Annotated in this window: 22 protein-coding genes; 9 read left to right on the plus strand and 13 right to left on the minus strand. The window is 68.0% G+C overall.

Annotation, left to right across the window (positions count from 1 at the left end; translation table 11 throughout):
* From DFQ14_RS19360 to DFQ14_RS19370, 3 genes are all read left to right on the plus strand, one after another.
* Window positions 1-771: an SDR family oxidoreductase gene (locus DFQ14_RS19360; RefSeq protein WP_114454756.1), complete on the plus strand. Its 771-nt coding sequence runs from the start codon at window positions 1-3 to the stop codon at window positions 769-771.
* A 76-nt stretch (window positions 772-847) separates the two neighbouring features.
* Window positions 848-1471: a TetR/AcrR family transcriptional regulator gene (locus tag DFQ14_RS19365; RefSeq protein ID WP_114454757.1), complete on the plus strand. Its 624-nt coding sequence runs from the start codon at window positions 848-850 to the stop codon at window positions 1469-1471.
* A 73-nt stretch (window positions 1472-1544) separates the two neighbouring features.
* Window positions 1545-2531 carry an NADPH:quinone oxidoreductase family protein gene (locus DFQ14_RS19370; RefSeq protein WP_114454758.1) on the plus strand — a complete coding sequence of 329 codons (987 nt, stop codon included), beginning with the start codon at window positions 1545-1547 and terminating at the stop codon, window positions 2529-2531.
* Between the two features lie 159 nt (window positions 2532-2690).
* Here DFQ14_RS19370 and DFQ14_RS19375 read toward each other — a convergent pair whose 3' ends face one another.
* The 3 genes from DFQ14_RS19375 to DFQ14_RS19390 all read right to left on the minus strand — a co-directional run bounded on the left by DFQ14_RS19375 (window position 2691) and on the right by DFQ14_RS19390 (window position 5348).
* Window positions 2691-3764, minus strand: coding sequence for an aldo/keto reductase (locus DFQ14_RS19375; protein ID WP_114454759.1), 1074 nt, complete (start codon window positions 3762-3764; stop codon window positions 2691-2693).
* A 347-nt stretch (window positions 3765-4111) separates the two neighbouring features.
* Entirely contained in the window at window positions 4112-4939 is an 828-nt protein-coding gene (locus DFQ14_RS19385) for an MOSC domain-containing protein (RefSeq protein ID WP_114454761.1), read from the minus strand.
* A 73-nt stretch (window positions 4940-5012) separates the two neighbouring features.
* Complete coding sequence (locus DFQ14_RS19390; RefSeq protein WP_114454762.1) at window positions 5013-5348, minus strand: hypothetical protein; 336 nt, start codon at window positions 5346-5348, stop codon at window positions 5013-5015.
* 138 nt (window positions 5349-5486) lie between these two features.
* On the opposite strand from DFQ14_RS19390, the gene DFQ14_RS19395 reads away from it, so the two are divergent.
* Entirely contained in the window at window positions 5487-6398 is a 912-nt protein-coding gene (locus DFQ14_RS19395; RefSeq protein ID WP_114454763.1) for a helix-turn-helix domain-containing protein, read from the plus strand.
* The gene (locus tag DFQ14_RS19400; protein ID WP_114454764.1) at window positions 6395-6613 is read left to right on the plus strand and encodes a DUF397 domain-containing protein; all 219 of its coding nucleotides are present in this window, start codon (window positions 6395-6397) and stop codon (window positions 6611-6613) included. The genes DFQ14_RS19395 and DFQ14_RS19400 overlap by 4 nt, the downstream gene beginning before the upstream one ends.
* Before the next feature lie 73 nt (window positions 6614-6686).
* On the opposite strand, the gene DFQ14_RS19405 is transcribed toward DFQ14_RS19400, so the two are convergent.
* The 8 genes from DFQ14_RS19405 to betT form a co-directional block, all read right to left on the minus strand.
* On the minus strand, window positions 6687-7139 hold the full coding sequence (locus DFQ14_RS19405; RefSeq protein WP_114454765.1) for a MaoC family dehydratase: 453 nt from the start codon (window positions 7137-7139) through the stop codon (window positions 6687-6689).
* Between the two features lie 38 nt (window positions 7140-7177).
* Entirely contained in the window at window positions 7178-8296 is a 1119-nt protein-coding gene (locus DFQ14_RS19410; protein WP_114454766.1) for an acyl-CoA dehydrogenase family protein, read from the minus strand.
* Window positions 8293-9474, minus strand: a complete 1182-nt coding sequence (locus DFQ14_RS19415; protein WP_114454767.1) for an acyl-CoA dehydrogenase family protein — start codon at window positions 9472-9474, stop codon at window positions 8293-8295. The genes DFQ14_RS19410 and DFQ14_RS19415 overlap by 4 nt, the downstream gene beginning before the upstream one ends.
* 257 nt (window positions 9475-9731) lie before the next feature.
* Window positions 9732-10493, minus strand: a complete 762-nt coding sequence (gene fabG / locus DFQ14_RS19420) for a 3-oxoacyl-ACP reductase FabG (RefSeq protein ID WP_114454768.1) — start codon at window positions 10491-10493, stop codon at window positions 9732-9734.
* Window positions 10494-10552: 59 nt separating this feature from the next.
* Window positions 10553-11761, minus strand: coding sequence for an acyl-CoA dehydrogenase family protein (locus DFQ14_RS19425; protein ID WP_114454769.1), 1209 nt, complete (start codon window positions 11759-11761; stop codon window positions 10553-10555).
* A gap of 346 nt (window positions 11762-12107) precedes the next feature.
* On the minus strand, window positions 12108-13151 hold the full coding sequence (locus tag DFQ14_RS19430) for a phosphotransferase family protein (protein WP_114454770.1): 1044 nt from the start codon (window positions 13149-13151) through the stop codon (window positions 12108-12110).
* Entirely contained in the window at window positions 13148-13819 is a 672-nt protein-coding gene (locus DFQ14_RS19435) for an HAD family hydrolase (RefSeq protein ID WP_114454815.1), read from the minus strand. Before DFQ14_RS19435 ends, DFQ14_RS19430 begins: the two co-directional genes overlap by 4 nt.
* 193 nt (window positions 13820-14012) lie before the next feature.
* The gene (gene betT / locus DFQ14_RS19440; RefSeq protein ID WP_114454771.1) at window positions 14013-16046 is read right to left on the minus strand and encodes a choline BCCT transporter BetT; all 2034 of its coding nucleotides are present in this window, start codon (window positions 16044-16046) and stop codon (window positions 14013-14015) included.
* 959 nt (window positions 16047-17005) lie between these two features.
* Between betT and DFQ14_RS19445 the strand changes: the two genes are divergently transcribed.
* Together DFQ14_RS19445 and DFQ14_RS19450 are read left to right on the plus strand one after the other, a co-directional pair.
* On the plus strand, window positions 17006-18388 hold the full coding sequence (locus DFQ14_RS19445; protein ID WP_114454772.1) for a wax ester/triacylglycerol synthase family O-acyltransferase: 1383 nt from the start codon (window positions 17006-17008) through the stop codon (window positions 18386-18388).
* Window positions 18389-18710: 322 nt separating this feature from the next.
* A complete protein-coding gene (locus DFQ14_RS19450; protein WP_170206313.1) occupies window positions 18711-19352 on the plus strand; it encodes a cyclase in 642 nt (213 codons plus the stop codon).
* 247 nt (window positions 19353-19599) lie between these two features.
* On the opposite strand, the gene DFQ14_RS19455 is transcribed toward DFQ14_RS19450, so the two are convergent.
* Entirely contained in the window at window positions 19600-21162 is a 1563-nt protein-coding gene (locus DFQ14_RS19455) for a GMC family oxidoreductase (RefSeq protein ID WP_114454773.1), read from the minus strand.
* 74 nt (window positions 21163-21236) lie between these two features.
* Window positions 21237-22769, minus strand: a complete 1533-nt coding sequence (locus DFQ14_RS19460) for an aldehyde dehydrogenase family protein (protein ID WP_114454774.1) — start codon at window positions 22767-22769, stop codon at window positions 21237-21239.
* 300 nt (window positions 22770-23069) lie between these two features.
* Here DFQ14_RS19460 and DFQ14_RS19465 point away from each other — a divergent pair, with 300 nt between their 5' ends.
* Both DFQ14_RS19465 and DFQ14_RS19470 read left to right on the plus strand, forming a co-directional pair.
* Window positions 23070-23672, plus strand: a complete 603-nt coding sequence (locus DFQ14_RS19465; protein WP_114454775.1) for a TetR/AcrR family transcriptional regulator — start codon at window positions 23070-23072, stop codon at window positions 23670-23672.
* A gap of 270 nt (window positions 23673-23942) precedes the next feature.
* Window positions 23943-24938 (plus strand): coiled-coil domain-containing protein, encoded by a 996-nt coding sequence (locus tag DFQ14_RS19470; protein ID WP_114454817.1) that lies wholly within the window; start codon window positions 23943-23945, stop codon window positions 24936-24938.
* Window positions 24939-24991 lie beyond the last annotated feature (53 nt).

Raw genomic sequence — 24991 nt, forward strand, 5'->3', positions numbered from 1 at the left:
ATGGACTCGCTTGCCGATGCGGTGGTGGTGATCACCGGTGCCGGCAACGGCATCGGGGCGGCCATGAGCAGAAAGTTCGCGGCCCGGGGAGCGACCGTGGTGGTCAACGACCTCGATGCGGATGCCGCCCGCCGCGTCGCGACCGAGGTCGGCGGCCTGGCGGTTCCCGGTGACGCGGCCGCCGACGAGGGTGTGCGTGCACTCGTCGACACGGCCCTCGGGCAGTACGGCCGGATCGACCTGTTCTGCGCGAACGCGGGTGTGGCCACCGCCGGGGGCCCGGAAACCTCCGACGAGCTGTGGGACCGGACGTGGGAGATCAATGTGATGGCCCACGTCCGTGCGGCCCGCGCGGTGCTGCCGCACTGGCTGGAGCGCGGCAGTGGTCACTTCCTCGCCACCGTGTCGGCGGCGGGCCTGCTGACGATGCTCGGATCGGCGCCCTACTCGGTCACCAAGCACGCCGCGCTCGGCTTCGCCGAGTGGATGTCGGTCACCTATGCCGACCGTGGCGTGACGGTTCAGGCGCTGTGCCCGCAGGGCGTGCGCACGGACATGCTCGAGGGCAGCGGGGAGGCGGGCCAACGTCTGCTGGCCGCCGAGGCCATCGAGCCCGAGCAGGTGGCCGACACGGTCGTCGACGCGCTGGGTGACGAGCGGTTCCTGGTCCTGCCGCATGCCGAGGTCGCCCAGCGCTACGCTCAGCGGGCCGCGGATCCCGACCGGTGGCAGGCGGGGATGCGCAAGCTGCAACGCGGCCTCGAGCAATGAGAAGATACGAAACCGACCGGTCGGTGCCCCGAAGAGGGTGATACGAGACGGACACCGCGAAGGCAGGAGGGCGACAATGGCGCGGACGGGTGCCGGCGGTGCCGAGGCGGCTCATACCGTTGACGGGGATGCCGAGCCGGTACCGCAGCGGCTGCTGAGGGTGGCGACCCGCCTGTTCGCCGAACAGGGCTTCGAGACCACCTCGGTGCAGCAGATCGTGGACACGGCCGGTGTCACCAAGGGGGCCATGTATCACTACTTCGGCTCCAAGGACGATCTGCTGTACGAGATCTATGCGCGCGTGCTGCGCGTGCAGACGGCGCGCATGGAGCAGTTCGCCGACAGCTCCGAGCCGGTGCAGCGGCGCCTGCACGCGGTGGCCGCCGACGTGGTCACCACGACCGCGGCCAACCTCGACGACACGGTGATCTTCTTCCGCTCGATGCACCTGCTGCATTCGGAGAAGCAGGCCGAGGTCCGGGCCGAACGTCGCCGCTACCACAAGCGCGTTCAGCAGCTGATCGAGGAAGGGCAGCGCGACGGTGTCTTCCGCTCCGACAAGCCCGCCGACCTCGTGGTCGACTTCTTCTTCGGTGCGGTCCACCATCTGGGTACCTGGTTTCACCCCGGGGGTGAGCTGACCGGTGAGCAGGTCGGTGAGCACTTCGCCGACCTGCTGCTGGACTCGCTGCGCCCGTGAGGCTGTCCGGACGGTGTACAGCGAGCTGTGTGCGCGCTAGCATACCGACCAGTCGGTACACAGGAGGTGGCGAGTGCAGGGATGGCAGCTTCACGAACTCGGTCAGCCGAACGAGGTGTTGCGGCTGGAGGAGCGGCCCGATCCGCGCCCCGAGTCCGGTCAGATCGTGGTCCGGGTGCTGGCGAGTCCGATCAACTTCCCCGATGTGCTGCTGTGCCGAGGGGAGTACCAGCTCAAGCCGGAGCTGCCGTTCACTCCCGGTGTCGAGCTGTGCGGTGAAGTGGTCGAACTCGGTGCCGATGTCACCGGCATCTCGCCGGGCGACCGGGTGATCGGGGGAGCCGCGCTGCCGCACGGGGGTTTCGCGGAGTTCGCCGTGATGGACGCGAACCGGGCGTTTCCCGCTCCCGAAGCGCTCTCCGACGCCGAAGCGGGTTCGATGTTCATCGGATACCAGACCGGGTGGTTCGGCCTGCATCGCCGCGCTGCTTTGCAGCCGGGGGAAACGCTGCTCGTGCACGCTGCGGCAGGAGGTGTGGGCAGTGCCGCCATCCAGCTCGGCAAGGCCGCAGGGGCTCGGGTGATCGGAGTTGTCGGCGGGGAGAAGAAGGCCGAGGTGGCGCGGCAGCTCGGTGCCGACATCGTCGTGGACCGGCACAGCGAGGACTTCGTCGGCGTGGTCAAGGAGGCGACCGGCGGACGCGGGGCCGATGTGGTCTACGACCCGGTCGGCGGCGAGACCTACACGCGTTCGACCAAGTGCATCGCTTTCGAGGGCCGGATTCTGATCATCGGATTCGCCGGCGGCACGATCCCCACGCCCGGCCTCAATCACGCGCTGATCAAGAACTACTCGATCGTCGGGCTGCACTGGGGCCTGTACAACGAGCGCGATCCCGAGTCCGTCCGGCGAGCGCATGCCGAACTCGTGGGGCTCGCGGAGAAGGGCGCGGTGCGCCCGCTGGTCAGCGAGGCACTCCCGCTGGAACAGCTCGCCGAGGGTGTTCAACGGGTCGGCGACGGCCACACCGTCGGCCGGGTTGCCTACGCCCGCGGATGAGCGCCACGAGGCAGCAAGGACGAGCACCGGCCACGTGCCGAACCCCTGTGCGAAGAGGATCTCCTCGCGGGCATGCGGCAACGGTTCCTCGAGCGAAATGATCCCGTGCTCGGACTTTCCGGGTGGTGCTGACCCAGGCGGCGCGGGAGTCGACTCGGTCTACTCCTCCCTGCCGAAGACGTTCTTCCTCTGCTCCTGGTAGTACTCGGCCTCGGCCGGTTCCGGACGGTCCTGGCCGGTCATCATCCGATGCCACAGCGGGTAGTAGGCGGGGAGCTGCGATGCGGACGTGATGCGATCGCGGGCCTGCTGCGGCAACGTGAGTTCTGCGGCGTCGAGGTCTTCCTTCAGGTGTTCGAGGCTGCGCGCCGCGATCACGGTCCCGTTGACGCCCGGGCGGCCCAGGATCCAGGAGATCACCACCTGCGGGATCGACCATCCCAGGTCCGTGGCCACCTCGCCGAACAGGTCGATCAGGTCGTAGGCACGCTCCCGGTCCGCCACGTGCGGCTCCGGCCACCCCGCGCCCTGACGGGTATCGGGCGGCGTCTCGACGCCGCGGCGCACCTTGCCGTTGAGCAAGCCCTCACCGAGGGGGCTCCACCCGAAGGTCGCCACCCCGAGGTCGCGGGCCGCGGGGATGATCTCGTACTCGATCTCCCGGGCCTCCGGCGTGTAGTAGACCTGCTGTGCGATCGGACCTTCCAGTCCGGACAGCTTCGCCTCGTAGACCGTCTTCGCCAGTTGCCATCCGTTGAAGTTGGAGACACCCCAGTACAGGATCTTCCCGGCCTTGATCAGCTCGTTGGCGGTGGCGATGGTTTCGGTGATCGGGGTTCGCCCGTCCCACTGGTGGATGTAGAGCAGGTCGAGGTGGTCCGTCCGCAGGCGGTCGAGGCTGTTCTCGACCGCGCGGGTCAGGTGGTGCCGAGTGGCGCCGGAATCGTTGGGGCCGTCGCCCACGGGCATCCGTGCCTTCGACGTGAGGATGACGTCGTCGCGCATGCTGCCCAGCACCTCGCCCAGGACGCGTTCCGCGTCTCCGGCCGAATACATGTTGGCGGTGTCGATGAAGTTCACGCCGCGGTCCACCGCTTCGCGGATCTGACGGCCGGCCTCCTCTCCTCGTACACCTGCGATCTTCTCGAACCCTCCCCCGGACCCGAAGGGAATGGTGCCCAGTGCCAGTCTGGAGACGTAAAGGCCCGAATTGCCAAGTCGTGTGTGTTCCATGTGCAGGCTCCTCGCTCGCAATCCGTTCGGTGTGCCCGGGAGCAGGGGTGATGGCCACTCGGCTCACTGCGCACATGCGCTCGGCTACGTCGTGGACGGTTGGGTACGTGCTCGCCGTCTCTCCGAGACAGAGCATAGTGACGATCGGGCACCAACGCGGTGTGGAGACCGAGCAGAGGGCGGGGCGCCAGGACACAGCCGGCCCGGCGCGCACCCCGGCGGCCCACACGATCCTCGACCGGTCGTGATACCCCCGTCGCGTCGAGTACGTGCGGCAGTGGCGAGTTCCCGCACCGACCCGGTCACCGGCGTCTCACTGCGGGAAGAACAAGACCCGGCTGCGGATGCTACAGCTCGGACTCGCCCCGGCAGGTGACGGTGAGCTCGTCGCCCACGGACAGCCTGCCGGCCCGTGTCACGGCGAACTTGACCCCGAAGGCGACGCCGCCCCGTCGTGCCCGCCGGTGGTCGGCGAGTGAGCGGAGGGGCTCCGGGCCGGCCTTCCTGCCGGACTCCTGATCGATCAGCGTGACGGCGCAGCGGATCGCGAGCTTGCTGTAGCCCAGTTCCGCCTCGCCGGCGTGGAGTCGGCGCGCCCGGTCCTCACCGTACGGTTCGTCCCAGCCGTCGATCACGATGTTGGGACGGAAGCGGTCCATGGGGACCGGATCACCGCCTCGGGCGGTGATCCGGTTGTTCAGGTCCTCCAGAGAGGACAGTGCGGTGACGAGCACCGGGCTGCTGTCGGCATAGCCGGAGGTGCCCGGAATCCAGCCGTCGGCGACACGGTCGTGCTCCGGTGGGACCCGCACGAGCCTGCTCGGTGTGCCGAGCACCTCCGACAGCCACCCGGCCACCGCATCGCCCTGATCAATACCCCGGTAGGACGCGCCGAGCAGATTCACGTCGCGCCGGGCGGTGGCCGTGTCCACGTCCACGTTCACCGCTTCGATCTCGGGGGCGTGCAGGGTGAGCCGCTCGCCGTCCGCACCGATCTCGGGACGAACGAGCGCCAGCCGCGGATGCCGCCGCTGCGTGCGGGACGCTCCGTCCTCGCCGACGACCATGAAGCTGCGGTCGTGCGCCAGACCTGCGGGTGTCACGAGTGCCTCCGCCGTCGAGGTGCCTGCGCATCCCTTGACGGGGTAGTGGTTCAGTTCGACGATCCCGGCCACGCACCGACGCTACCTGCCGGCATGACCCGAAATCCGGCACGTTCTCGAATGCGCCACGGCCGGATCGTTCCGGCTACGGGTTCTCTGCCGGGGCCGCCGACGGCCACACCAGATGCACGGTGCGGATCAGGGAGAACATCTCGTGCGCACCGGCGGCGGAGCCGCAGTGCGCCAGCGGGCGGCCGTCGGCGGTGAACACGCTCGCACGGTCGCCGACCTCCACGCCCCAGGCGTACAGACCCGCGCACTCGCGCTCGCCGAACTCCTCCACCAGCGCGAACACGCGCGGCAGGTCTTCCTCTGCGATCTCCCGCATCAGCTCGGCGAACTCCTCCTCGCTCAACCGCGACGGCTCCGGACCGTCGTCCCGCGACTCCCCTGAGGACCCGTCCCCGGCTCCGGCTAGCATCGCCACCTCCTGCACTCGGTACTTGCCCGTGTACTGACTGTCGGGGATAGACTGAATCTAGACGTCCATTTTTAGAAGTGAACGTCCAGTTTTTCACTCGTATTGGCTAATGCGTGAGGGTCTTGTCGGAGGTTGCGGATGCCCCAGGACAACCATCTCGCCAGCACGACGGTGCGGCGTTGGCAACTTGCTGAAACGCTCCGGAAGCTCCGCGAGGAAGCAGGCTTCACGCACGAGCAAGTGATAGCCGAGGTGCGCAAGGGTCAGGGCAAGTGGTCGCGCCCCAAGCTTTCCCGCATCGAGAACCGCGAACAGGGCATCAAGTCGAGTGAAGTCGAGCAACTACTCGATGTCTACGGAACAGAGGACCAGTCCTTGCGAGCCTGGCTGGTCGACCTGGCCCGCACTGCGCACACCCGAGGCTGGCTGGTCGACATCCGCAAGAACCTCCCGGAGGACTTCCACACCTTCCTCAGCCTGGAGGTCGCGCTTGTTGCCTCGCGGCAGTTCGAAACTCTTCTGGTCCCGGGACTGCTACAAACACCCGAATACGCGCGAACGGTGATCAGCGGCATCAATCCGGGCCTCGCTGAGGACGAAATCGAACGCCGTGTCAGCGCGCGTATCACACGGCAGCAGATTCTCAGCCGTAGCGATCCACCTCACCTGCACGTCATTCTGGACGAGGGGCTTCTCGAACGACCCGTCGGGCCGGCCTCGATGATGCGCCGCCAACTCCTCCACCTCGCTGAGGCAAGCGCTGAGTCTTCCAACATCACGTTGCAGGTTCTTCCCAAGGCAGCCGGAGCCATCCCCGCGCTGGAAGGCCCTTTCTCGATCCTGACACCGCCCGACCCCATCCCGGACATCGGCTACGCCGAGGGTCCCGGGCGCGGTGTGTACATCGAAGATCGAGATAACGTGAGAGCTTACACTCTGCGATTCGGTATCCTCATGGAGCGAGCACTGTCTCCGGAAAAATCCACCGAAAGGATCGAGCAGGCTGCTCAGCAGTACACGCGAACCGCAACAGAGGGGAACACCCAGTGAGTAGCGATGAGCTCTTCCACCTCGTCGAGTGGCGCAAGAGTAGCTTCTCCGGCGGTGGCGGCACAGGTGGCGGCAACTGCGTGGAGGTCGCCTTCGGTGACGGGGTGGTGGCCGCGCGGGACTCCAAGTTCCCGGACAGCGGCATGCTGACCGTCCCCGCCGAACGCTGGTCCGCGTTCCTCGACGGCCTCCGCGCGGGCCGCTTCCGGAGGTGACGGCCCGCACGGGGCGGGGTGGGAGCGGCCTGCCGAGCCCGGCCGGTCGACGCGCTCACGACCCCTCGAGCCGTCAGAACATCACGCGGGTGAGCACCTCCGCGACGCAGGCGGGCTTGTCGCCGCCTTCGATGTCCACAGTGGTGTTGACCGTCAGCTGCAGCCCGTTGCCGGTCTCGACGACATCGGCGAGTTCGGTGTGCGCGCAGACGCGGGAACCGACACGGACCGGGCTGGGGAACCGGACCTTGTTCACGCCGTAGTTGATGCCCATCTTGATGCCCTCGAACCGGTAGATCTCGGCGTTGAGGGCGCTGACCAGGCTCAGCGTCAGGAACCCGTGCGCGATCGTGCCGCCGAACGGTCCCTGGGCGGCGCGTTCCGGATCGACGTGGATCCACTGGTGGTCCAGGGTGGAGTCGGCGAACCGGTCGACCTGCTCCTGGGTGATGGTGTGCCACTGGCTGCTGCCGAGCTTCTCGCCCTTGGCGGCGAGGATCTCCTCCTGACCGGCGAACACGCGCATGTGTGACTCCTTCGCTTCCGTAGTGGGTGGATCGGTTCTCATGCTGCGGGCAGACCACCGCGGGCGGCGATCGTGGCCCGATGCCGCTCGGCCGTGCCGAGGGCGAGCTGGGTGCTCTTCGCGCGGCCCAGATACAGGTGCGCGGGATGCTCCCACGTCATGCCGATCCCACCGTGCAGTTGCAGATGCTCCTCGGCGGCCAGCACGACCGTGTCGCAGCAGTACGCCTGTGCCAGCGCCACGGGAATGTCCACGTCGCCACCGGAGGTGGCCAGCGCGTCCGCCGCACCGCGCGCGGTCGCGCGGGCGGTGCTCACCCCGGCCCAGAGATCGGCCAGGCGGTGCTTGACGGCCTGGAACGAGCCGATCTGCCTGCCGAACTGGTAGCGGGTCAGCACGTACTCCACCGTGGAGTCCAGGCACAGCTGGGCCAGCCCGGTCTGCTCGGAGGCGAGGATTCCCGCGGCGGTGGTCAGGGTGTGCTGCAGGACCTCCTCGGCGCTGTCCGAGGAGGCGATGCGCCGGCCCGAGGCGCCGTCGAGACCGAGCGTGCCGATCCGCCGGGTGAGGTCGAGCGGGGTCACCGGTGTCCGCCTCACCCCGGAGGAGGAAAGATCGAGCAGGTACAGCGCCGGCCCGTCCTCGTCGGTGGCGGGAACCACCACGAGGTCGGCGACCTCGAGATCCACGACCGTGCGCACGGTCCCGGTGAGTGCTCCGCCGCGGGCACTCACCGACGTCGGGAACACGCTGCCCGGAGCCGTCGTCATCGGCACCGCCACGGTGCCGATGCGGGAACCGCCGGCCAGCGCCGCCACCGCCTCGCGCGCCTCGGAGGAGGGGCATTCGAGCAGTGCCGTGGTGGCCAGCACCGCACTGCCCAGGAACGGCACCGGGGCGACGCCGCGGCCGAGTTCCTCGGCGAGCACGGCGAGTTCGCGCGCGCTCGCCCCCGCCCCGCCGAGTTCCTCGGGCACCACGAGTCCGGCGACACCGAGTTCACCGGCCAGGGTGGCCCACAGGGCGAGATCGTAGGGTTCGTCGCTTTCGCACCGCGCGAGGACCGCGCTCGGATCACAACGTTCCTGCAGGAGCCTGCGCACATTCTTGCGCAGGTCCTCCTCGGCCTCGCCGTAGAGCAGGTCCGGCGTACTCATCGGGGGAGCTCCTTCCAGGCAACGTCCTTGTCAACACGGGGTTCGGCGGGCAGGCCGAGCACTCGCTCGGCGATGACGTTGCGCAGGACCTCCGAGGTCCCGCCCTCGATGGAGTTGCCCTTGGCACGCAGATACCGGTAGCCGGGGCCGCGTGCGGTCATGTCCGTGACCTCGGGGCGGCGCATGGTCCAGTCGTCGTACTCCAGACCCTCGTCGGCGAGCAGTTCCGTCTCGAAGCCGGAAATCGACTGGTTCAGCCGTGCGAAGGCGAGCTTGACCGCGGAGCCCTCCGGTCCGGGAGCGCCCGCCGCGAGTTGCTGCCGGAGACGTTCGCCGGTCAAGCGGGTGGCCTCGGCCTCGACCCACAGTCGCAGCAGGCGGTCGTGCATCCCGGGAGTGCGCAGTTCCGGCCGCTGCCGCCAGGTGTCGGCCACGACGCCGATCATCCCGTCCTCACGGGCGGTGTTGCCGCCGCCGATGGCCACGCGTTCGTTCATCAGCGTCGACATCGCCACCTGCCAGCCCTGACCCACCTCGCCCAGGCGCTGCGAGTCGGGGATGCGCACGCCGGAGAAGAACACCTCGTTGAACTCGGCCTCGCCGGTGATCTGACGCAGCGGACGTACCTCCACCCCCGGCGCCGTCATGTCGCAGACGAAGTACGTCAGCCCGCGGTGCTTGGGCACGCCGGGATCCGTCCTGGCGACGAGCAGGGCCCACCGCGCGGTGTGCGCCAGGGAGGTCCAGACCTTCTGGCCGTCGACCACCCAGTCGTCGCCGTCGCGGACCGCGCGGGTCGACAGCGCCGCCAGGTCCGATCCCGCACCGGGCTCGCTGAACAGCTGGCACCACACTTCCTCGCCGGTCCACAGTGGCCGGAGGAAGCGATGGCGCTGCTCGTCGGATCCGTGCTGCAGGATCGTCGGGGCCGCCATACCGAGACCGATGCCGTTGCTGCGTGGATCGTTGTCCGGGGCGTCCGCCGCCGCGAATTCCTCGTCGACCACGGGTTGCAGGGCGCGGGCGGCATCGAGCCCGCCGAAACCGGGCGGGTAGTGCACCCAGGCCAGTCCGGCGTCGAAACGGGCACGCAGGAACTCCAGGCGATCGAGCTCGCCCGGATCGTGGTGGGACAGGAACTCGCGAACGCGATCGCGCAGCTCGTCAGCCGTGATCATGGGAACTCCTCACTGCTCGCGCGGATTGATGCGGCGAGAGGTACCGGCTCTCCGGTGGCTGTACCGGATGCCGGGTGAGCGGCGTCAGCCGCTTCCATCGACGGGAGCAACCGGCACCGCGGCGGGTTCTCCGGCACAGCCTCGCGAGGACAGTGCCGACGTGATGTAGTGACTACCTGATGTCGGGGCTACCGCAGCGAGGCGCAGCCGGAGGTTCCGCCACCCGCACCGCCACTCACGCCGACCCGCGCACTCTGCTATGCCTTCGGGCCGCCGGCGACGTAGATGACCTGCCCGGAAACGAACCCTGCCTGCTCACCGACGAAGAACGAGACGGTGTTGGCGATGTCCTCGGGGCGTCCCTCCCTGCCGACGGGAATGCTGCCGATCGCGGCCTCCTTGAAGTCCTCGAAGGACATGCCGACCCGCTCGGCGGTCGCGGCGGTCATCTCCGTGGCGATGAAGCCGGGCGCGATCGCGTTGACGGTGACACCGAACTTGCCGAGCTCGATGGCCAGGGTTTTGGTGAATCCCTGCAGACCGGCCTTGGCCGTGGAGTAGTTCGCCTGCCCGCGGTTGCCGAGAGCCGACGTGCTGGAGAGGTTGACGATGCGCCCCCAGCCCGCCTCGGTCATGTGCTTCTGCGCTGCGCGGCTCATGAGGAAGGACCCGCGCAGGTGCACGTCCATGACGCTGTCCCAGTCCTGCTCGCTCATCTTGAACAGCATGTTGTCCCGGATGACACCGGCGTTGTTGACCAGCACCTGCGGCGGACCGAGTTCGTCGGCCACGCGGGTGACGGCGGCCTGCGCCTGCTCGGCATCGCTGACGTCGGCACCCACCGCCAGCGCCCGGCCTCCATCGGCTTCGATGGCCGAGACCGTGTCGGCGCACTGCTTCTCGTCGAGATCGACGACACCGACGGCGAAGCCGTCCGAGGCCAGGCGTCGCGCGGTGGCGGCACCGATGCCGCGCGCTGAGCCGGTGACGATGGCGGCGCTTCGGGGGGATCGGGTCATGAGGGGCTCCTTACGGAATCGGGTGTCGCAGTGGCGCGAAACGGGCGCTGCCTGCGGGGTCAGCGGTGCTTTTTGAGTTCCTGCCGGGCCAGCGAGCGCCGGTGCACCTCGTCCGGCCCGTCGACGATGTGCAGGGTGCGAGCACTGGCGTAGAGATTGGCCAGCGGGAAGTCCTGGCTGACCCCCGCTCCGCCGTGGGCCTGGATGGCACGGTCGATGACCCAGGTGGCCATCTCCGGTGCCGCGACCTTGATCGCCTGGATCTCGGTGTGCGCGCCCTTGTTGCCGACGGTGTCCATCAGCCACGCGGTCTTGAGGACCAGCAGGCGGGTCGTCTCGATTTTCACCCGTGCCTCGGCGATCCAGTGCCGCACCATCCCCTGGTCGGCGAGTGCTCCACCGAAGGCCTCGCGCTGCGAGACGCGGCGGCACATCAGCTCCAGCGCGCGCTCGGCCATCCCGATCGCGCGCATGCAGTGGTGGATGCGCCCGGGGCCGAGCCGTGCCTGGGCGATGGCGAAGCCCTCACCTTCTCCGGACAGGATGTTCGCCGCGGGCACGCGCACGTTGCGGAACTCGATCTCGGCGTGGCCGCCGTGGTCGCCGTCGGTGTAGCCGAAGACGTGCATGCCCCGTTTGATCTCGATTCCCGGAGTGTCGGTGGGAACCAGGATCATGCTCTGCTGCCGGTGGCGTTCGGCGTCCGGATCGGTCTTGCCCATGACGATGAGAATCCGGCAGTTCGGGTTCATGGCCCCGGAGGACCACCACTTGCGGCCGTTGATGACGTACTCGTCGCCGTCGCGCTCGATGCGGGTGGAGATGTTGTTCGCGTCCGAGGAGGCGACCTCGGGCTCGGTCATGCAGAACGCCGAGCGGATCTCACCTTCCAGCAACGGAGTGAGCCACTGGTCGCGCTGCTGCTGCGTGCCGAACAGCGCCAGAGTTTCCATGTTGCCGGTATCCGGTGCCGAGCAGTTCAGCGCCTCCGGTGCCAGCCGGGGACTGCGCCCGGTGATCTCGGCCAGCGGCGCGTACTGGAGATTGGTCAGGCCCGCACCGTGCTCGCCGGGCAGAAACAGGTTCCACAGCCCCTGACTGCGGGCGGCGTCCTTGAGCTTCTCGACGATCGGCGGGGTGGTCCAGGGATTCTCGGCCTCGGCGACCTGCTCGGCGAGCACGGCTTCGGCCGGGTACACGTGGGTGTCCATGAACTCCGTGAGCTGTTCACGGAGGCGCTCGGTGGTCTCGTCAAAGGCGAATTCCATTTAAGTTCCTCCCGAGAAGGGCGCCTTGTCGCTTGAGTGATCGGCTTGAGCAGAGTGACTGGCTCCGACGGTTCGGCGAACCCTGTGCCAGGTTGTTCTCGAAATTCCCAAGGGGCCGCGCTGATTGGGGAACCGGCTGTTCCGGTCGTACCGGCCGTCGAGTAAGTGGCGTCAGCCACTTCCGCCACGCCAAGCAACTGGCACCGCCGCGGGTTCTCAGGCGTCGCCCTCGCGAGGACAGTTGGCACGTGGCGTAGGTGGCTACTCGATGTGCCGACTCCCGGAGCCGAGGCGACGCCTGAGGTTCCGCCGCCGGCACCGCGATCCAAGCCAATCCGGGCATTGCCTAAGAAGCCTCCTTGAGGGTGGCGAGTCCCTGTTCGACCAGCGGTGCGACGAGCGCGCCGACGTGGTCGAATCCCTCGCCGACGGTCTGGTTGTGGACGTAGCGGTAGTGGATGCCCTCCAGGATCACCGCGATCTTGAAGAAGCCGAAGGCGATGTACCAGTCCATTTCGGACAGGTCGATGCCGCTGCGCCGCGTGTAGCGCTCCAGCAGCTCGCGTGCCGGCGGGAAGCCGTACTCGGGACCGATGCCCTTGGCGATCGGGTTCTGCTCGATCCCGTTGAAACCTTCCCAGTACACGACGAGCAGTCCGAGGTCGGTCAACGGGTCGCCGAGGGTGGCCATCTCCCAGTCGAGCACGGCCCGGATGTGCTCGTCGTCGCCGACGAGGACGTTGTCCAGCCGGTAGTCGCCGTGCACGATCGCCGCGCGCCGGGTGGTGGGAACGCGGGTGGCCAACTGCTCACGGAGCTCGCCGATGCCGGGGATCTCGCGGCTGTGCGAGGCCTCCAGTTGCTTGCCCCAGCGGCGGACCTGGCGTTCGAGGAACCCGTCGGGGCGTCCGAAGTCGCCGAGCCCGATCTCGGCCGGATCGAGCGCGTGCAGATCGGCCAGCACGTCCATGAGCCGCAAGGCCAGGCTCTTGCGCCGGGCGAGCTCGAGGGACTCGGTCTGCTCGGCGCTGCGGAAGACGGTGCCGGAGACGAAGTCCATGACGTAGAACGGGGCCCCGATCACGTCTTCGTCGTCACACAGCAACTCCGTCCGGGGAACGGGGACGTCGGTGCCGTCCAGTGCCGTCATGACGCGGTACTCGCGGCTCATGTCGTGCGCGGTGGCCAGCACGTGGCCGAGCGGGGGTCGCCGGACCACCCACCGGTTGGTGCCGTCGCCGACGACATAGGTCAGGTTCGAGCGCCCGCCCTGGATGAGTTCGCCGGTCAGCGGCCCCTGCACGAGGCCGGGACGCTGCTTGTCGAGGTACTCGTGCAGTCGGGTCGGATCGAGGCCGGGCAGGTCGGCGGCGGAGGCGTGGTCGGTCATGCGGTCTCCTGGGGGAGTTCGGCTCTGAGGTCGGGAACCAGTTCGGCCAGGTTCCGGCGGGTCTGCTCGGCACTGTCGTGCAGCACCGTGTGCATGCCCAGTTGCCGGGCGGCCTCGATGTTCGGAGCGCCGTCGTCGACGAACACCGCCCGCTCGGCGGGGAGGCCGAGGCGTTCCAGGGTGATCCGGTAGATGTCCGGATCGGGTTTGCGCCTGCCGACCTCGCTGGAGATGACAGCCACGTCGAACAGCGTGTCGAGCTGTTCCCACGGGTAGTTGTTCCCCCAGCTGTTGGACAGCAGGGCGGTCGGCAGTCCGAGCCGCCGCAGGTCTTCCACCAGCCGCAACATCACCGGATCGCTGCGCATGAAGGAGAACAGACGGGCGAGCAGACCGTCCGGCTCCACCGGACGACCGTCCTCGGTGCGCAGGCGGTCGGCCAGCACCCGGTTGAACTCCTCGACCGGCATCTCGCCGGTTTCCAGCCGGTGGAGAGGGTTCCCCGGGGCGGCGCGGCGGGACAGCCAGTTCTTGAGCACGGCCGAGAACGTCTCCGGGTCGATGCGTTCCGCCTGCGTCCAGGCAGCAATGGCGGTGCGTCCCGGTGTGGTGAGGACACCTCCGTAATCGAAGATCACCGCGTCGATGTGGGCATCGGGGGAGGCCATGTCCACGGACCATACCGACTGGGCGGTATGTGCGCCAGGGTCTCCGGTACTCACCGACGGGATGCCGTGCGGGCAGGCAGCGCCCACCCGATCGGTGAAGGTCTCCCGCACCGACGCCACCCCGGGCATCGGCGTCCTGGCACCGGCAGACCCTCGGCAATCACCACAACCGCTCGACCGCACGGCCTTGGTGCTAGCCCGCGGTGGTCTCGTTGAGCCGCAGGAACTCCAGGTGAGCCTCGTACTGATCGAGGACGTCGTCGATCAGTTGGCCGTGCGTGTACCCCATCACGTCGTATCCCTGTCCCCCCTCCTGCAGGTGCACCTCGAGCCGGTAGTAGACCTCGCTGCCGCGAGAGCCGTAGGCCGGCATGGTGGCCTCGTGGGGCCGGATCTGGTACCGGAACGGATGTTCCTCCCCGATGTCGGCCACCAGTTCGAGGTAGGAGACTCCCGCGTGATCGGTTTCCCGACGTGCGTGTGCCTGTACTCCTTGGGCGTGCATCTCCTGCGCCACCGTGTCGAGGGCGGGCTCTGCCACCCGGGTGAGGAACTCGTCGATGCGGACCCGGTCGGGAAAGGTCAGGGCGCGGGTGAGGCGGTTCCGCCAGGTCCTCTCGGCGGCACCTTCCTCCGCGGTCGTGCTGCGTCCGGACAGCATTGTGGGCAGGCTCTGTCGCTGGCTGTCGGCGCGGGTTCCCTCCATCCGCAGCGCCTTGTACAGGCCGACCATCACGAGGATCATGACGAAGGCGAACGGCAGCCCCATGATGATGGTGGCGTTTTGCAGTGCGGGAACTCCGCCGACGATGAGCATCGCCATGGTGAGCAAGCCGGTGGCCATCGCCCAGAAGATCCGCACGCCGCTGCGCGCATCGGCCTCCGGCGTCGGCAGGTGGGATGTGAGGTTGGCCATCACCAGCGCGCCCGAGTCGGCCGAGGTCACGTAGAAAAGCAGCCCGACGAACGTGGCGAGCCCGGCGATGACGAGAGTGGCGGGAAACTGCGCCAGCAGCGAGTAGAACCCCTGTGCGGGCTGGTTCACGGCGACTTGCCCGAAGTCTCCTCCGCCGGTGCGGACGATGTCCAGCGCGGTGTTGCCGAAGATCGACCCCCACATCAAGATGTACAGGAAGGGGATGATCAGCGTCCCGGTGACGAATTGACGAATGGTCCGGCCGCGCGAGATCCGGGCCAGGAACAGTCCGACGAACGACGCCCACGCGATCCACCAGGCCCAGAAGAACAGCGTCCACGCGTTCAGCCAGTCGACGGGCCGGTCGAAGGCGAAGGTTTCCAGCGTCATGCCCGGAAAGGAGCGCACGTAGACTCCGAGGTTGAGCACCAGCGCGTTGAGCAGGAACACGGTCTTGCCGGTGACCAGGATGAACCCGGCCAGCCCGAGCGCGAGCAGCACGTTGAGCTGGGACAGCCGCTTGATGCCCTTGTCAACACCGCTGACCGCCGACAGCGTCGCCATGATCACCGCAACAGCCACCAGGCCGATCTGGGACGCTGTCCCCGTGGGAATGCCGAACAGGAATTCGAGCCCGTAGCTGAGCAGGACCACCCCGATTCCCAGCGAGGCCGCGATGCCGAAGATGGTGCCCAGCACAGCAGCGAGATCCACCCCGTGCCCGAGCCCTCCGTAGATGCGTTTGCCGAAGATCGGGTACAAGGCGGAACGGATGGCCAGCGGCAGTCCCCGCCGGTAGGCGAAGAAGGCCAGTGCTATGCCCATCAGCGCATACATCCCCCATCCGCTGATGCCGTAGTGAAACAGCATCCACACGGTTGCCTGCCGGGCGGCCTCTATCGTCTCCCCCTGGCCGTGCGGTGGGGAAAGATACTGCGTGACCGGCTCGGAGACGGCGAAGAACATGACGTCGGTACCGATGCCGGCGGCGAACAGCATCGATGCCCACGTCAGCGTGCTGAACTCCGGCTGCGAATGCTGCGGCCCCAGCTTCGTCCGCCCGTAGCGGGAGACACCGAGGAAAACCACGAACACCAGGATGATCGTGGTGAGCAGGATGTAGAACCACCCGAACCACGTGGAGATCCAGCTCACCACTGTGCCGATGACCTCAGCGGCCGCTGCCGGTGTCACGACCGCCCACAGGGCGATCGCCAGGATGACGACGGCCGAACCGTAGAAGACGATCCGATTCAGTCTCGTCTGTTGCGTGGACTCGGCTGCCAGGCCGGTCGGTGTGTCATCGCTCATGGGAATGCTCCGTTGCGGACATGTGCCGGCGAGGCCACGGGCAGCCCGGGTGGGCCGAAACCGGCCGACGACGAGCTTCGGCTTCCGCCGGCTGTTCGGTCAGCGGATGCGGGTTGGCGGTGTTGAGTCAGCAGCGTCCCCGCTGCGGTGCTGCCCACTCAACGGCCGGTTCCCTGCTCCTCGTGGAACTCCCGTCCTGAACCAGTCTCGTGCATCGTGCGGTGGTACTCCAGTGATAGTTCGTGATGTCGTCGCTGGTAATGGGCGTGCTGGGCTTGTGTTTGGCGGTGTCGGTGCCAGGCTGACCAGGTTGGGGCGTGGCGCCGTGCCGACGCTGTGGGTCTGCCAGGCCGAGGCAGGCAGCTCGGCGGCGATGCCGTCCACCGTCAGCCGGGTCCCGTTCGCTCCGACGGGCAGGCGATCACCGCAGGACACTGCCGGCACGAAGCCGATGCCCCGGGCCGTTGGCCAGGCGCGCAGGTGGGGGCTTTGTCCGCCGACCTCGTCGGCGGCCACCCGGGAGAACGGCAGCCCGGCCCGCTGAGCACGGGTGATCATCTGCTGGGCCGGTCGAGTTTCGTGGCGAACTCATGTGCGTACGGTATCCCGGCCGCTTCGCACCGCGCAGGATCGGCGCACCCGGCCTGCTCGGGCAGATACAGCTCCCGGTCGATCACGGGCGCCTGTCCTCCCTCATCCGAGTGACGAGGATCGGATTTGCTCGGCGGAAATACCTCTTCCGGTGAGTCTTGGGCGTTTCGCCCGGCGGCAACCATCTCGGACCGGGAAACATGGCCGTGAAGTAGCGGGGCATGGGGAATACGGGGTGTTTCCGACCGGACCTGCCGAGCTGTGGTGTCCGGACGAGTCGCGCTGCGATGAGAAGTTCGTCCGTCGGCATGTGCGGAAAAGTTTCCGAAAACGCCACTGCCGGCGAGTGCCTGTGGTGAGGAAGGGCGATGGCAACGCGCGAGATCGGCGCACTGGATACGGCATTTCTGTGCCTCGAACAGCACGACGCACCGATGCACATCGGCGCTGTCGCGGTCTTCGATCCTCGAGAGGAGGTGGACCCCGCCAGGCTGAAAGCACTGCTTGCCGAACGTGTCGAGCGCATACCGCGCATGCGCAGGCATGTCGGCGACTCCTGGCTTCCCGCCGGGGCCGCGCAATGGGAGGAGGATCCCGACTTCCGGGCCGAGGAACACATTCACAACCACGGCGTTCCCTGGCCCGGCGGCCCGGACGAGCTGGCCACCCTGGTTTCCGAGCTGGTGGCCGAACCCCTTGATCTGACCCGCCCGCTGTGGGAGCTGCACGTGCTCACCGGTCTGCACGGCGGGCGATTCGCCATCCTGGTGAAACTGCACCACGCCCTCGCCGACGGGGCCGGAGCGGTCGAGCTCGGTCTCGGCCTGCTCGACGGTTTCGAACCCGTTGCCGACACGCACGAGCCCGATCCGGCGGGCACCGAGCGGGGTGTGTTGGGGTTCGCCCGCTCGATGCTGACATCGATCTCCCGGCCCGACCGGCTGGTGCGCACCACCCTCACCGCCGCCGACGAACTCCGCCACACCGTGCAGCAGGCCGGTGAGGCACTGAACATCGGTTGGTCCGTACTCCGCAACGTCCAGATGCCGCGGCCGGCCTCGCCCTTGCTGGCACCGCGTTCGGCGAGCAAGCGGATCGAACTGTTCGCACTGGAGATGGGCGACATCCGCCGGGTCCGCAAATGCCACGGCGGTACGACGAACGACATCGTGCTGGCCATCGTGACCGGAGCGCTGCGCCGGTGGCTCACCACGCGCGGATACCCCGTCGACACGCTGCGGCTGCGCGCTCTCGTCCCGGTCAGCCACCGCTGCCGCGATCGGCAGCCCGCGGGGAACAACCGGCTTTCCGGCTACCTGTGTGATCTACCGGTGAACGAGCCCGATCCGCGCCTGCGGCTGGATGTACTGCGGTCCTCGATGCGGGACAACAAGAGTGCGGGACCGCTTCGCGGACCCGGTGCGCTCCCGGTACTGGCCGATCGGGTACCTCCGGCGCTGCACCGGCTGGCCACCCGCACCGCGGTCCGCGGTGCCCCGCTGCTGTTCGACACCGTCATCACCAACGTGCCGTTGCCCGACATGCCGGTGTCGCTGGACGGTGCCGGACTGCGCGAGCTGTACCCACTCGTGCCGCTGGCCGCGGGACATGCCCTGTCCATCGCGGCGTCCCAGTACCGCGATCGCGTCCATGTCGGACTGCAGGCCAACCGGGCGGCGCTGCCCGACATCGAGAAGTTCAACGAAGCGCTTCCGCATGCTCTGGCCGAGCTCGACGGCTCGGAGGCGTGAGCCACGGAGCCTCACCTCTCGGGCGGCGTGCGGCCGGCCGAGAGAAGGGTGAATCTGCTCGAAACCCGTTCGGCGGCAATTTCGTCGCTCTGCGTCAGTACTCGTGGCGGGACAGCTCCGATCGGTTGTAGCGCGGAGTCGGAGATTTTCGGTCTCGTGGGGGTAGACACGGTCCGCCGGGTCACCGGCCGTGGCGATGTGCGGGTATTCGCACGAGCCGCCTCGTCGGGCCACCGTTGACGATGACTTTACTCACCAGTAACTATTGCCGGGTCGCGCGACACGTCCACGTTCCGTAATTCAGACCCGAGGTGATTCGGCGATGAGTACCGCATTGCGCCGACGCGGCGCACGGATGATGGCCGCCGCTGCCTTTGCCGTCCTGCCGATGCTGGCCGTGGCTTCCCCTGCCGCCGCCGCGACGTTCGAGCACAACTTCGACTGCGCCGGTGATTCCCCACTGGGCACTCAGCACTTCAGCCTCCAGCAGACCACCGACATCACCACCCCGGCGACGGTCGCGCCGAACTCCGCGTTCGACGTCGTCATCGACCCGGCGCCGAACACGGCGCCCACCGATGTCAACGGCTACACCGTCGAACGGATCGAGAACATCGACCTGAAGATCCCGGTGCCGCCCAACTCCACCCTGACCGGTACCGAACTGTCCGGCGGCGAGAACCTCGGACCGAACCCGCCCGCGATCACCGTCGACGGTCGTGTCGCCACGCTGCACATCGACGGTCCGATCGGCGGCGGTGAGGCCTACGAGCTGCCGACCGTCACGGCACACCTGACCTCCGCCGACTCCGGCGTGATCGAGACCCGGCTGCACGGCACGGGCTACGACGACCCCGGATTGACCCTGGACGCGACCGTCTCCACGTTCTTCGGCGACACCCAGGTGCCCAGCCGGTGCTATCCCAACCCGAACCCCGTCCTGACCACAACCACGATCGAGTGACCGACCGGCAGAGGTGAAAGCCCGGTGACCGTGTCCGGCGGTCACCGGGCTTTTCTACTCTTGCTCGATCCCGTGCCGGCTCGGCTCGCTCAGTGGGACAGCGGCCGTTCCACCGCCACCCTCCAGCTCTCGTGGCCGCCCGAGGGCTCAACGGCCGGGGATCCGCCGAGCCCTCGGGCAGCCGGGGAACGGCTCCGCGGTTCGGGGGCCGCGGAGACGCTCGGTCCCTTCGGGGCAGGAGTGCTCGTCAGCGAGCGTCCTCGGCGAGCATGTCGGAGCACTTCTCGCCGATGGCCATCGTGGTGATGTTCGGATTCACCGCGACCAGGAAGGGCATCACGGACGCGTCGGCCACCCGAAGCCCCTCGACTCCCTTCACGCGCAGGCGCGCATCCAAAGGCGCGTTGACGTCGCCGTCGGCCCCCATCGGCACCGATGCGGCCGGGTGGTAGACCGTGTTGTGCGTCTTGCGCAGGTAGTCGGCGATCTCGTCGTCGCTGCGCACGTCCGGCCCGGGATGCAGTTCGGCGCCCTTCCAGTCCCGCATGGACTCCTGATCCACGATCTGCCGGGCGAGTTTGATGCCGTAGGTCATGACCCGGATGTCGTGCGGGTCGGTGAAGTAGCGGGGATCGACGGCGGGCTTGTCCCGGTAGTCGCGGGTGCGCAGCCGCACCGTGCCGATCGACCGGCTGCGCGTGACGTTCGGGGTGAGGCAGAACCCGTTCTCGGTCGTGGGGAATCCGTGCCGTGCCGTGTTCATGTCGAACGGCACCGAGCCGTAGTGGAACATCAGGTCGGGCCGGTCCAGGCCCTGTTCCGTGGTGGTGAAGATGCCGATCTCCCACCACTGCGTGGACTCGGTGACCATCGGTTTGGCCGCGTCCCACCCGATCACGCCCTCGGGGTGGTCCTGCAGGTTCGAGCCGACACCGGGTGAATCCACCAGGACGTCGACACCGACCTCGCGCAGGTGCTCGGCCGGACCGATTCCCGACAGCATCAGCAACTTCGGAGTGTCGATGGCGCCTGCGCTGAGCACGACCTCACGGCGTGCGTCGATCCGCTTGCTGCGGAACTGGTCGCCATCGACGTACTCGACACCGGTGGCGCGTGTGCCGTCGAAGAGGATCCTCCTGGCGCGCGTCTCGGTGCGCACCTCCAGGTTGGGGCGCCTTCCCATGATCGGATGCAGGTACGACACCGACGAGGAGGAACGGGTGCCGTCCTCGCGCGCGTTGATCTGGAACCAGTTCGCGCCGTGTGTGACGGTGCTGCCCGAGTTGAACTCGGTGATCGGGATACCGGCCTGCTCGCAGGCCTGCAGCAGTGCCACTCCGCAGGGATCCTTCGGCGGCACACTGCGCAGGGTCACCGGGCCGCTGCGACCGTGGTGCTGCCCGGGACCGTCGTTGGTCTCCAGTCGCCGGTACAGCGGGAAGACATCCCGCGATCCCCACCCGGGAAGACCCATCGACTCCCACTCGTCGAGGTCCTCGGCCGGGGCCCAGAACGCGATGCAGGAGTTGTGGGACGAGCAACCACCGAGGACCCTGGCGCGGGCGTGCCTCAGGTAGGAGTTGCCGTATTCCTGCGGCTCCACCAGGTAGTCCCAGTCGTAGCCGGACTCCAGCAGACTCATCCAGCGGTTCAGTTCCAGGACCGCGTTCGCGTCCTGGTCGGACGGTCCCGCCTCCAGCAGGCAGACGGTGACGTCCGGATCCTCGGACAGCCGCGCCGCCAGAGCGGCACCCGCGCTGCCACCCCCCACCACGACATAGTCGAACCGGGCGGAGTCGTCATCGGTCATGGTTGTCTCTCCTGAATACGTGAAGGAAAGGCGAAACGGGCGTCTTCGGCGGTTTCCGGTGCCTGCCGCGGCCGTCAGGCCGAGAACCAGTGCTGCGGTCCCGGACGGATGTTCTGGTAGATGTGCTTGGCTTCCTGGTATTCGCGCAGTCCGGCAGGCCCCAGTTCACGCCCGACGCCGGACTGCTTGAACCCGCCCCATTCCGCCTGCGGCAGGTAGGGATGGAAGTCGTTGATCCACACCGTGCCGTGGCGCAACCTGCCCGCGACACGCTGCGCCTTGCCGGGATCGGACGTGAACACCCCGGCGGAAAGCCCGTAGTGGGTGTCGTTGGCGATACGCACCGCGTCGTCCTCGTCGGTGAAGCGCTCCACGGTGAGTACGGGACCGAAGGACTCCTCACCCACGGCGTGGGTGCCCTGCTGGACCTCGTCGAGAACGGTCGGGAGGTAGTAGTAGCCGTTGGTGAACCGATCACCCTCGGGGCGGCGGCCCCCGGTACGCAGGACCGCTCCTTCGGCGACGGCCTCGGCGACGTAGTCCTCGACCTTGCTGCGGTGCTCGGCCGAGATCAGCGGACCCGTCTCGGCCTCCTCCTCGAAGGGGCCGCCCAGCCGGATGAGCTCGACGCGGCGGACGATCTCGTCGACGAGCGCGTCGTGCATCTCGTCCTGCACGACCAGGCGCGCCCCTGCGGAGCACACCTGACCGGAGTGCAGGAAGATCGCGGTCAGCGCGTAGTCGACGGCGGTGTCGAAATCCGCGTCGGCGAAGACGACATTCGGGTTCTTGCCACCCAGCTCCAGGGCCACGCGCTTGACCGTGGCCGCGGCGGAGGCGGCGATGGTGCGGCCCGTGTGCAGGCCACCGGTGAACGACACCATGTCGACGTCGGCGTGCTCGGCGAGAACGGCACCGGTCTGCTCCCCGGCGCCGAGCACGAGGTTGCCCACACCCGCGGGCAGCCCGGCCTCGGCGAGCGCGCGCATCAGCAGGATCGCCGTGCTCGGGGTGAGCTCGCTGGGCTTGAGCACGAAGGTGTTGCCCGCGGCGATGGCCGGGGCGACCTTCCAGGCCACCTGCAGCAGCGGGAAATTCCACGGTGTGATGAGCCCGCACACGCCGACCGGTTCGTAGCTGACGCGGCTGATCGCGTCCGGCAGCCCCGTGTCGACGACATGGCCGGGGTCGGTGCCTGCGATCTTGCCGTAGTACCGGAAGCAGGCGGCGATGTCGTCCATGTCGTAGCCGCTCTCGACCAGCCGCTTGCCGGTGTCCAAGGATTCCGCTCGGGCGAACTCGTCCCTGTCGCGGACGAGGATGTCGCTGACGCGCAGCAGCAGATCGCCTCGTTGCCAGGGGGAGCTGTTCGCCCACGTGCCGTCGTCGAAGACCCGGCGGGCGACGGCGATGGCACGCTCGGTGTCGCTGCGCTCGGCCTCGGCGACCGTGGCCACGGCGGTTCCGTCGGCGGGACAGCGGATCGTCCGGGTGTGCCCGGACGCGGCCGGCCCCCACACGCCGTCGATGAACAGGGTGTGCCCCGCTTCCGACGAGGCCGGGCTCCTGTGGTCGGTGCCGTCCGGAGGTACCTCAGTGTGCGGCATGGCGGCTTCCTCGATGATCGCGTTTACCGGCGTGTGGTGTCGGTATCGGGCCGCGAGTCCTGACACGCTCGGTGCAGCGGCCCCCGACACCGTTCTTGTACAAATGTACACCAAGAGGATCGAGGGCGCACGAAACGGAGTTCTTTTACCGCTGTAGCCAGCATAAACGGGCTGACGATGAGCTGAAACACACCATCGAGTGGCCGACTCGTGGCACTCTGGATCGGGTGCCCGGGTCGCTGTTTCGGATCTCGAGGCGAGGAGGGGCACGGATTTCGGTGGGGAGGTTCACGACACGCGATGACGACCACGGATTCGGGCGCGCAGCACACGGTCCGCAGCCGACGTGCTGCCTCCTCCGGCAAGGATCCACAGCGGCGTGAGCGCATCGCCCGCGCCGCCATCACCGTCGTCGCCGAGCGCGGCGTCGACAAGGTGACGCATCGTGCCGTGGCCGCTGCCGCGGGCGTCCCGCTGGGATCGACGACATACCACTTCGCCACGCTCGACGACCTGCTCGCGGTCGCCCTCGAACAGGCCGCGCAGGACAATGTGGCCCAGTTGCGGGAATGGGCGAAGGCACTGCCCGCGGGACAGGATCTGGCTGCGGCGTTGAGCGATCTGGTCCTGCACTTCCTCGGTCCCGAGCGCAAGCGCACCGTGGTGGAACACGAACTGTACGTGGCGGCGTTGCATCGTCCGGCTCTGCAACAGGCCAGCACCGAGTGGGACGCGGCCCTGCGGGACCTGTTCACCTCCTATACCGATCCGGTTACCGGTCGCATGCTTTCCGCGGTCTTTTGCGGTCTGCTGCTGCAAGGTGTCGTTCGTGATCCGATGCCGGAGCGAGATGAGATCGAAATGATTTTTCGCCGCGCATTGGGACATTCCGGTCGAACATGAGCTTTCGCGGCGAATCCGGCGCACCTTGCGGATACCGGATCGTCGCTGATTCTTTTCCCGCCGGGGCCGTTGATCTCCCCTGTGGTCCGGGGGACAATGTCCGCCAGCGATCCGCCAAACGCCTTTTGCGCGCGACCATGTGTCCCGGAGTGGTTCAGTCCGGTGGAGCACATCGCAGGGCGCTTTTCAGGTGTACAACGGAAATTGCCGCGTCGGGGCGTGGCTCGCTCCCAACAGTTCGAACATGATCAACCTGAGTGGGGTGAGACCGTGGGGCACAACGATGACCGGGAACTCGTGCCGCTGAAGTCGGATTTCGATGTCGTGTGGCGTGGATTCCGACGATCGCAGGTGCAGTTCTACATCCAGCAGACGGACAACGAGCTCCGCATGCTCACCGAGGATCGTGACTCGGCGCTGAGTCAGGTCGCCGACCTCAACGCCGAATTGGAGCAGGCCAGGGAGGAGATCGCCTCGCTGCGCAGGCAACTCGACGAGGTGTGCCGGACACCGATCGACGAGGCGGCACTGTCGGATCGGCTGCGGCGCATGGTCCGGCTGGCCAACGACGAGGCCGAGGAGATCCTCACCTCCGCCCGTGCCACCGCCGAACACGAGTGGTCCCGCTCGGAACAGGCCGCCTCGGAGTTGCGCAGCCGCTACGAGCGTCTGGTCGCCGAGGCCGACGAATGGCGGCAGCAGTGCGAGGTCCAGCGCAGGGAAGCGCTGGAGCAGACCCGCCAGGAGATCGAGCGGATGTCGCGCGAGAGCGAGCAGCAGCGGCGCAAGCTCGATCTCGAGGCCGAGCAGCGGCGCAATCAGGTCGAGGAGGACTTCGAGAGTTCCATGGCCGAGCGGCGCCGGGAAGCGATGCGTGTTCTCGCAGAGCGCGACCGGGCAAGTCGTGAGGAGGCCGAGCGCCGTGTCCGGGAGGCTGCCGCGGAGGCCGAGCGCCGCACCGTGCGGGCCACCCAGCAGGTCGAGACCATGCGCGAGATACGCCGGACCGTGGCCGAGCAGGTGCGGTCGGCCCAGCACGCGCTGACCGAGGCCGAACCGCTGTTGGCCGCTTCGGTCGCGGGTACCGAGACCGAGGGAGCCGACGAGTACGTGGCCGCGAACGTCCGACAGGGACAGAAGCGATCCAACGGTTCGGAGGCGCAGGTCGAGGTGCCCAGGCAGCGCGAATCCGACTCCGACGACGACCCGGTGCAGTCGGACGGCAGCGAGTCCCCGGCACAGGAAGCGACGGCCGGGAGCTCCTGATCAGCGGCCGCCGGTCGGCGTGGACGGGCCTGCGGGCCCGCGCCGACCGGCGG

Source organism: Halopolyspora algeriensis (assembly GCF_003337235.1).
Lineage (GTDB): Bacteria > Actinomycetota > Actinomycetes > Mycobacteriales > Pseudonocardiaceae > Haloactinomyces > Haloactinomyces algeriensis.

Bases quoted from the DNA above. Each gene is read 5' to 3' on its own strand.
- DFQ14_RS19360 (WP_114454756.1), top strand. From the start codon at position 1: ATGGACTCGCTTGCCGATGCGGTGGTGGTGATCACCGGTGCCGGCAAC.
- DFQ14_RS19365 (WP_114454757.1), top strand. From the start codon at position 848: ATGGCGCGGACGGGTGCCGGCGGTGCCGAGGCGGCTCATACCGTTGAC.
- DFQ14_RS19375 (WP_114454759.1), bottom strand. From the start codon at position 3,764: ATGGAACACACACGACTTGGCAATTCGGGCCTTTACGTCTCCAGACTG.
- DFQ14_RS19390 (WP_114454762.1), bottom strand. From the start codon at position 5,348: ATGCTAGCCGGAGCCGGGGACGGGTCCTCAGGGGAGTCGCGGGACGAC.
- DFQ14_RS19395 (WP_114454763.1), top strand. From the start codon at position 5,487: ATGCCCCAGGACAACCATCTCGCCAGCACGACGGTGCGGCGTTGGCAA.
- DFQ14_RS19405 (WP_114454765.1), bottom strand. From the start codon at position 7,139: ATGCGCGTGTTCGCCGGTCAGGAGGAGATCCTCGCCGCCAAGGGCGAG.
- DFQ14_RS19410 (WP_114454766.1), bottom strand. From the start codon at position 8,296: ATGAGTACGCCGGACCTGCTCTACGGCGAGGCCGAGGAGGACCTGCGC.
- DFQ14_RS19415 (WP_114454767.1), bottom strand. From the start codon at position 9,474: ATGATCACGGCTGACGAGCTGCGCGATCGCGTTCGCGAGTTCCTGTCC.
- fabG (WP_114454768.1), bottom strand. From the start codon at position 10,493: ATGACCCGATCCCCCCGAAGCGCCGCCATCGTCACCGGCTCAGCGCGC.
- DFQ14_RS19425 (WP_114454769.1), bottom strand. From the start codon at position 11,761: ATGGAATTCGCCTTTGACGAGACCACCGAGCGCCTCCGTGAACAGCTC.
- DFQ14_RS19430 (WP_114454770.1), bottom strand. From the start codon at position 13,151: ATGACCGACCACGCCTCCGCCGCCGACCTGCCCGGCCTCGATCCGACC.
- DFQ14_RS19435 (WP_114454815.1), bottom strand. From the start codon at position 13,819: ATGGCCTCCCCCGATGCCCACATCGACGCGGTGATCTTCGATTACGGA.
- betT (WP_114454771.1), bottom strand. From the start codon at position 16,046: ATGAGCGATGACACACCGACCGGCCTGGCAGCCGAGTCCACGCAACAG.
- DFQ14_RS19445 (WP_114454772.1), top strand. From the start codon at position 17,006: ATGGCAACGCGCGAGATCGGCGCACTGGATACGGCATTTCTGTGCCTC.
- DFQ14_RS19450 (WP_170206313.1), top strand. From the start codon at position 18,711: ATGAGTACCGCATTGCGCCGACGCGGCGCACGGATGATGGCCGCCGCT.
- DFQ14_RS19455 (WP_114454773.1), bottom strand. From the start codon at position 21,162: ATGACCGATGACGACTCCGCCCGGTTCGACTATGTCGTGGTGGGGGGT.
- DFQ14_RS19460 (WP_114454774.1), bottom strand. From the start codon at position 22,769: ATGCCGCACACTGAGGTACCTCCGGACGGCACCGACCACAGGAGCCCG.
- DFQ14_RS19465 (WP_114454775.1), top strand. From the start codon at position 23,070: ATGACGACCACGGATTCGGGCGCGCAGCACACGGTCCGCAGCCGACGT.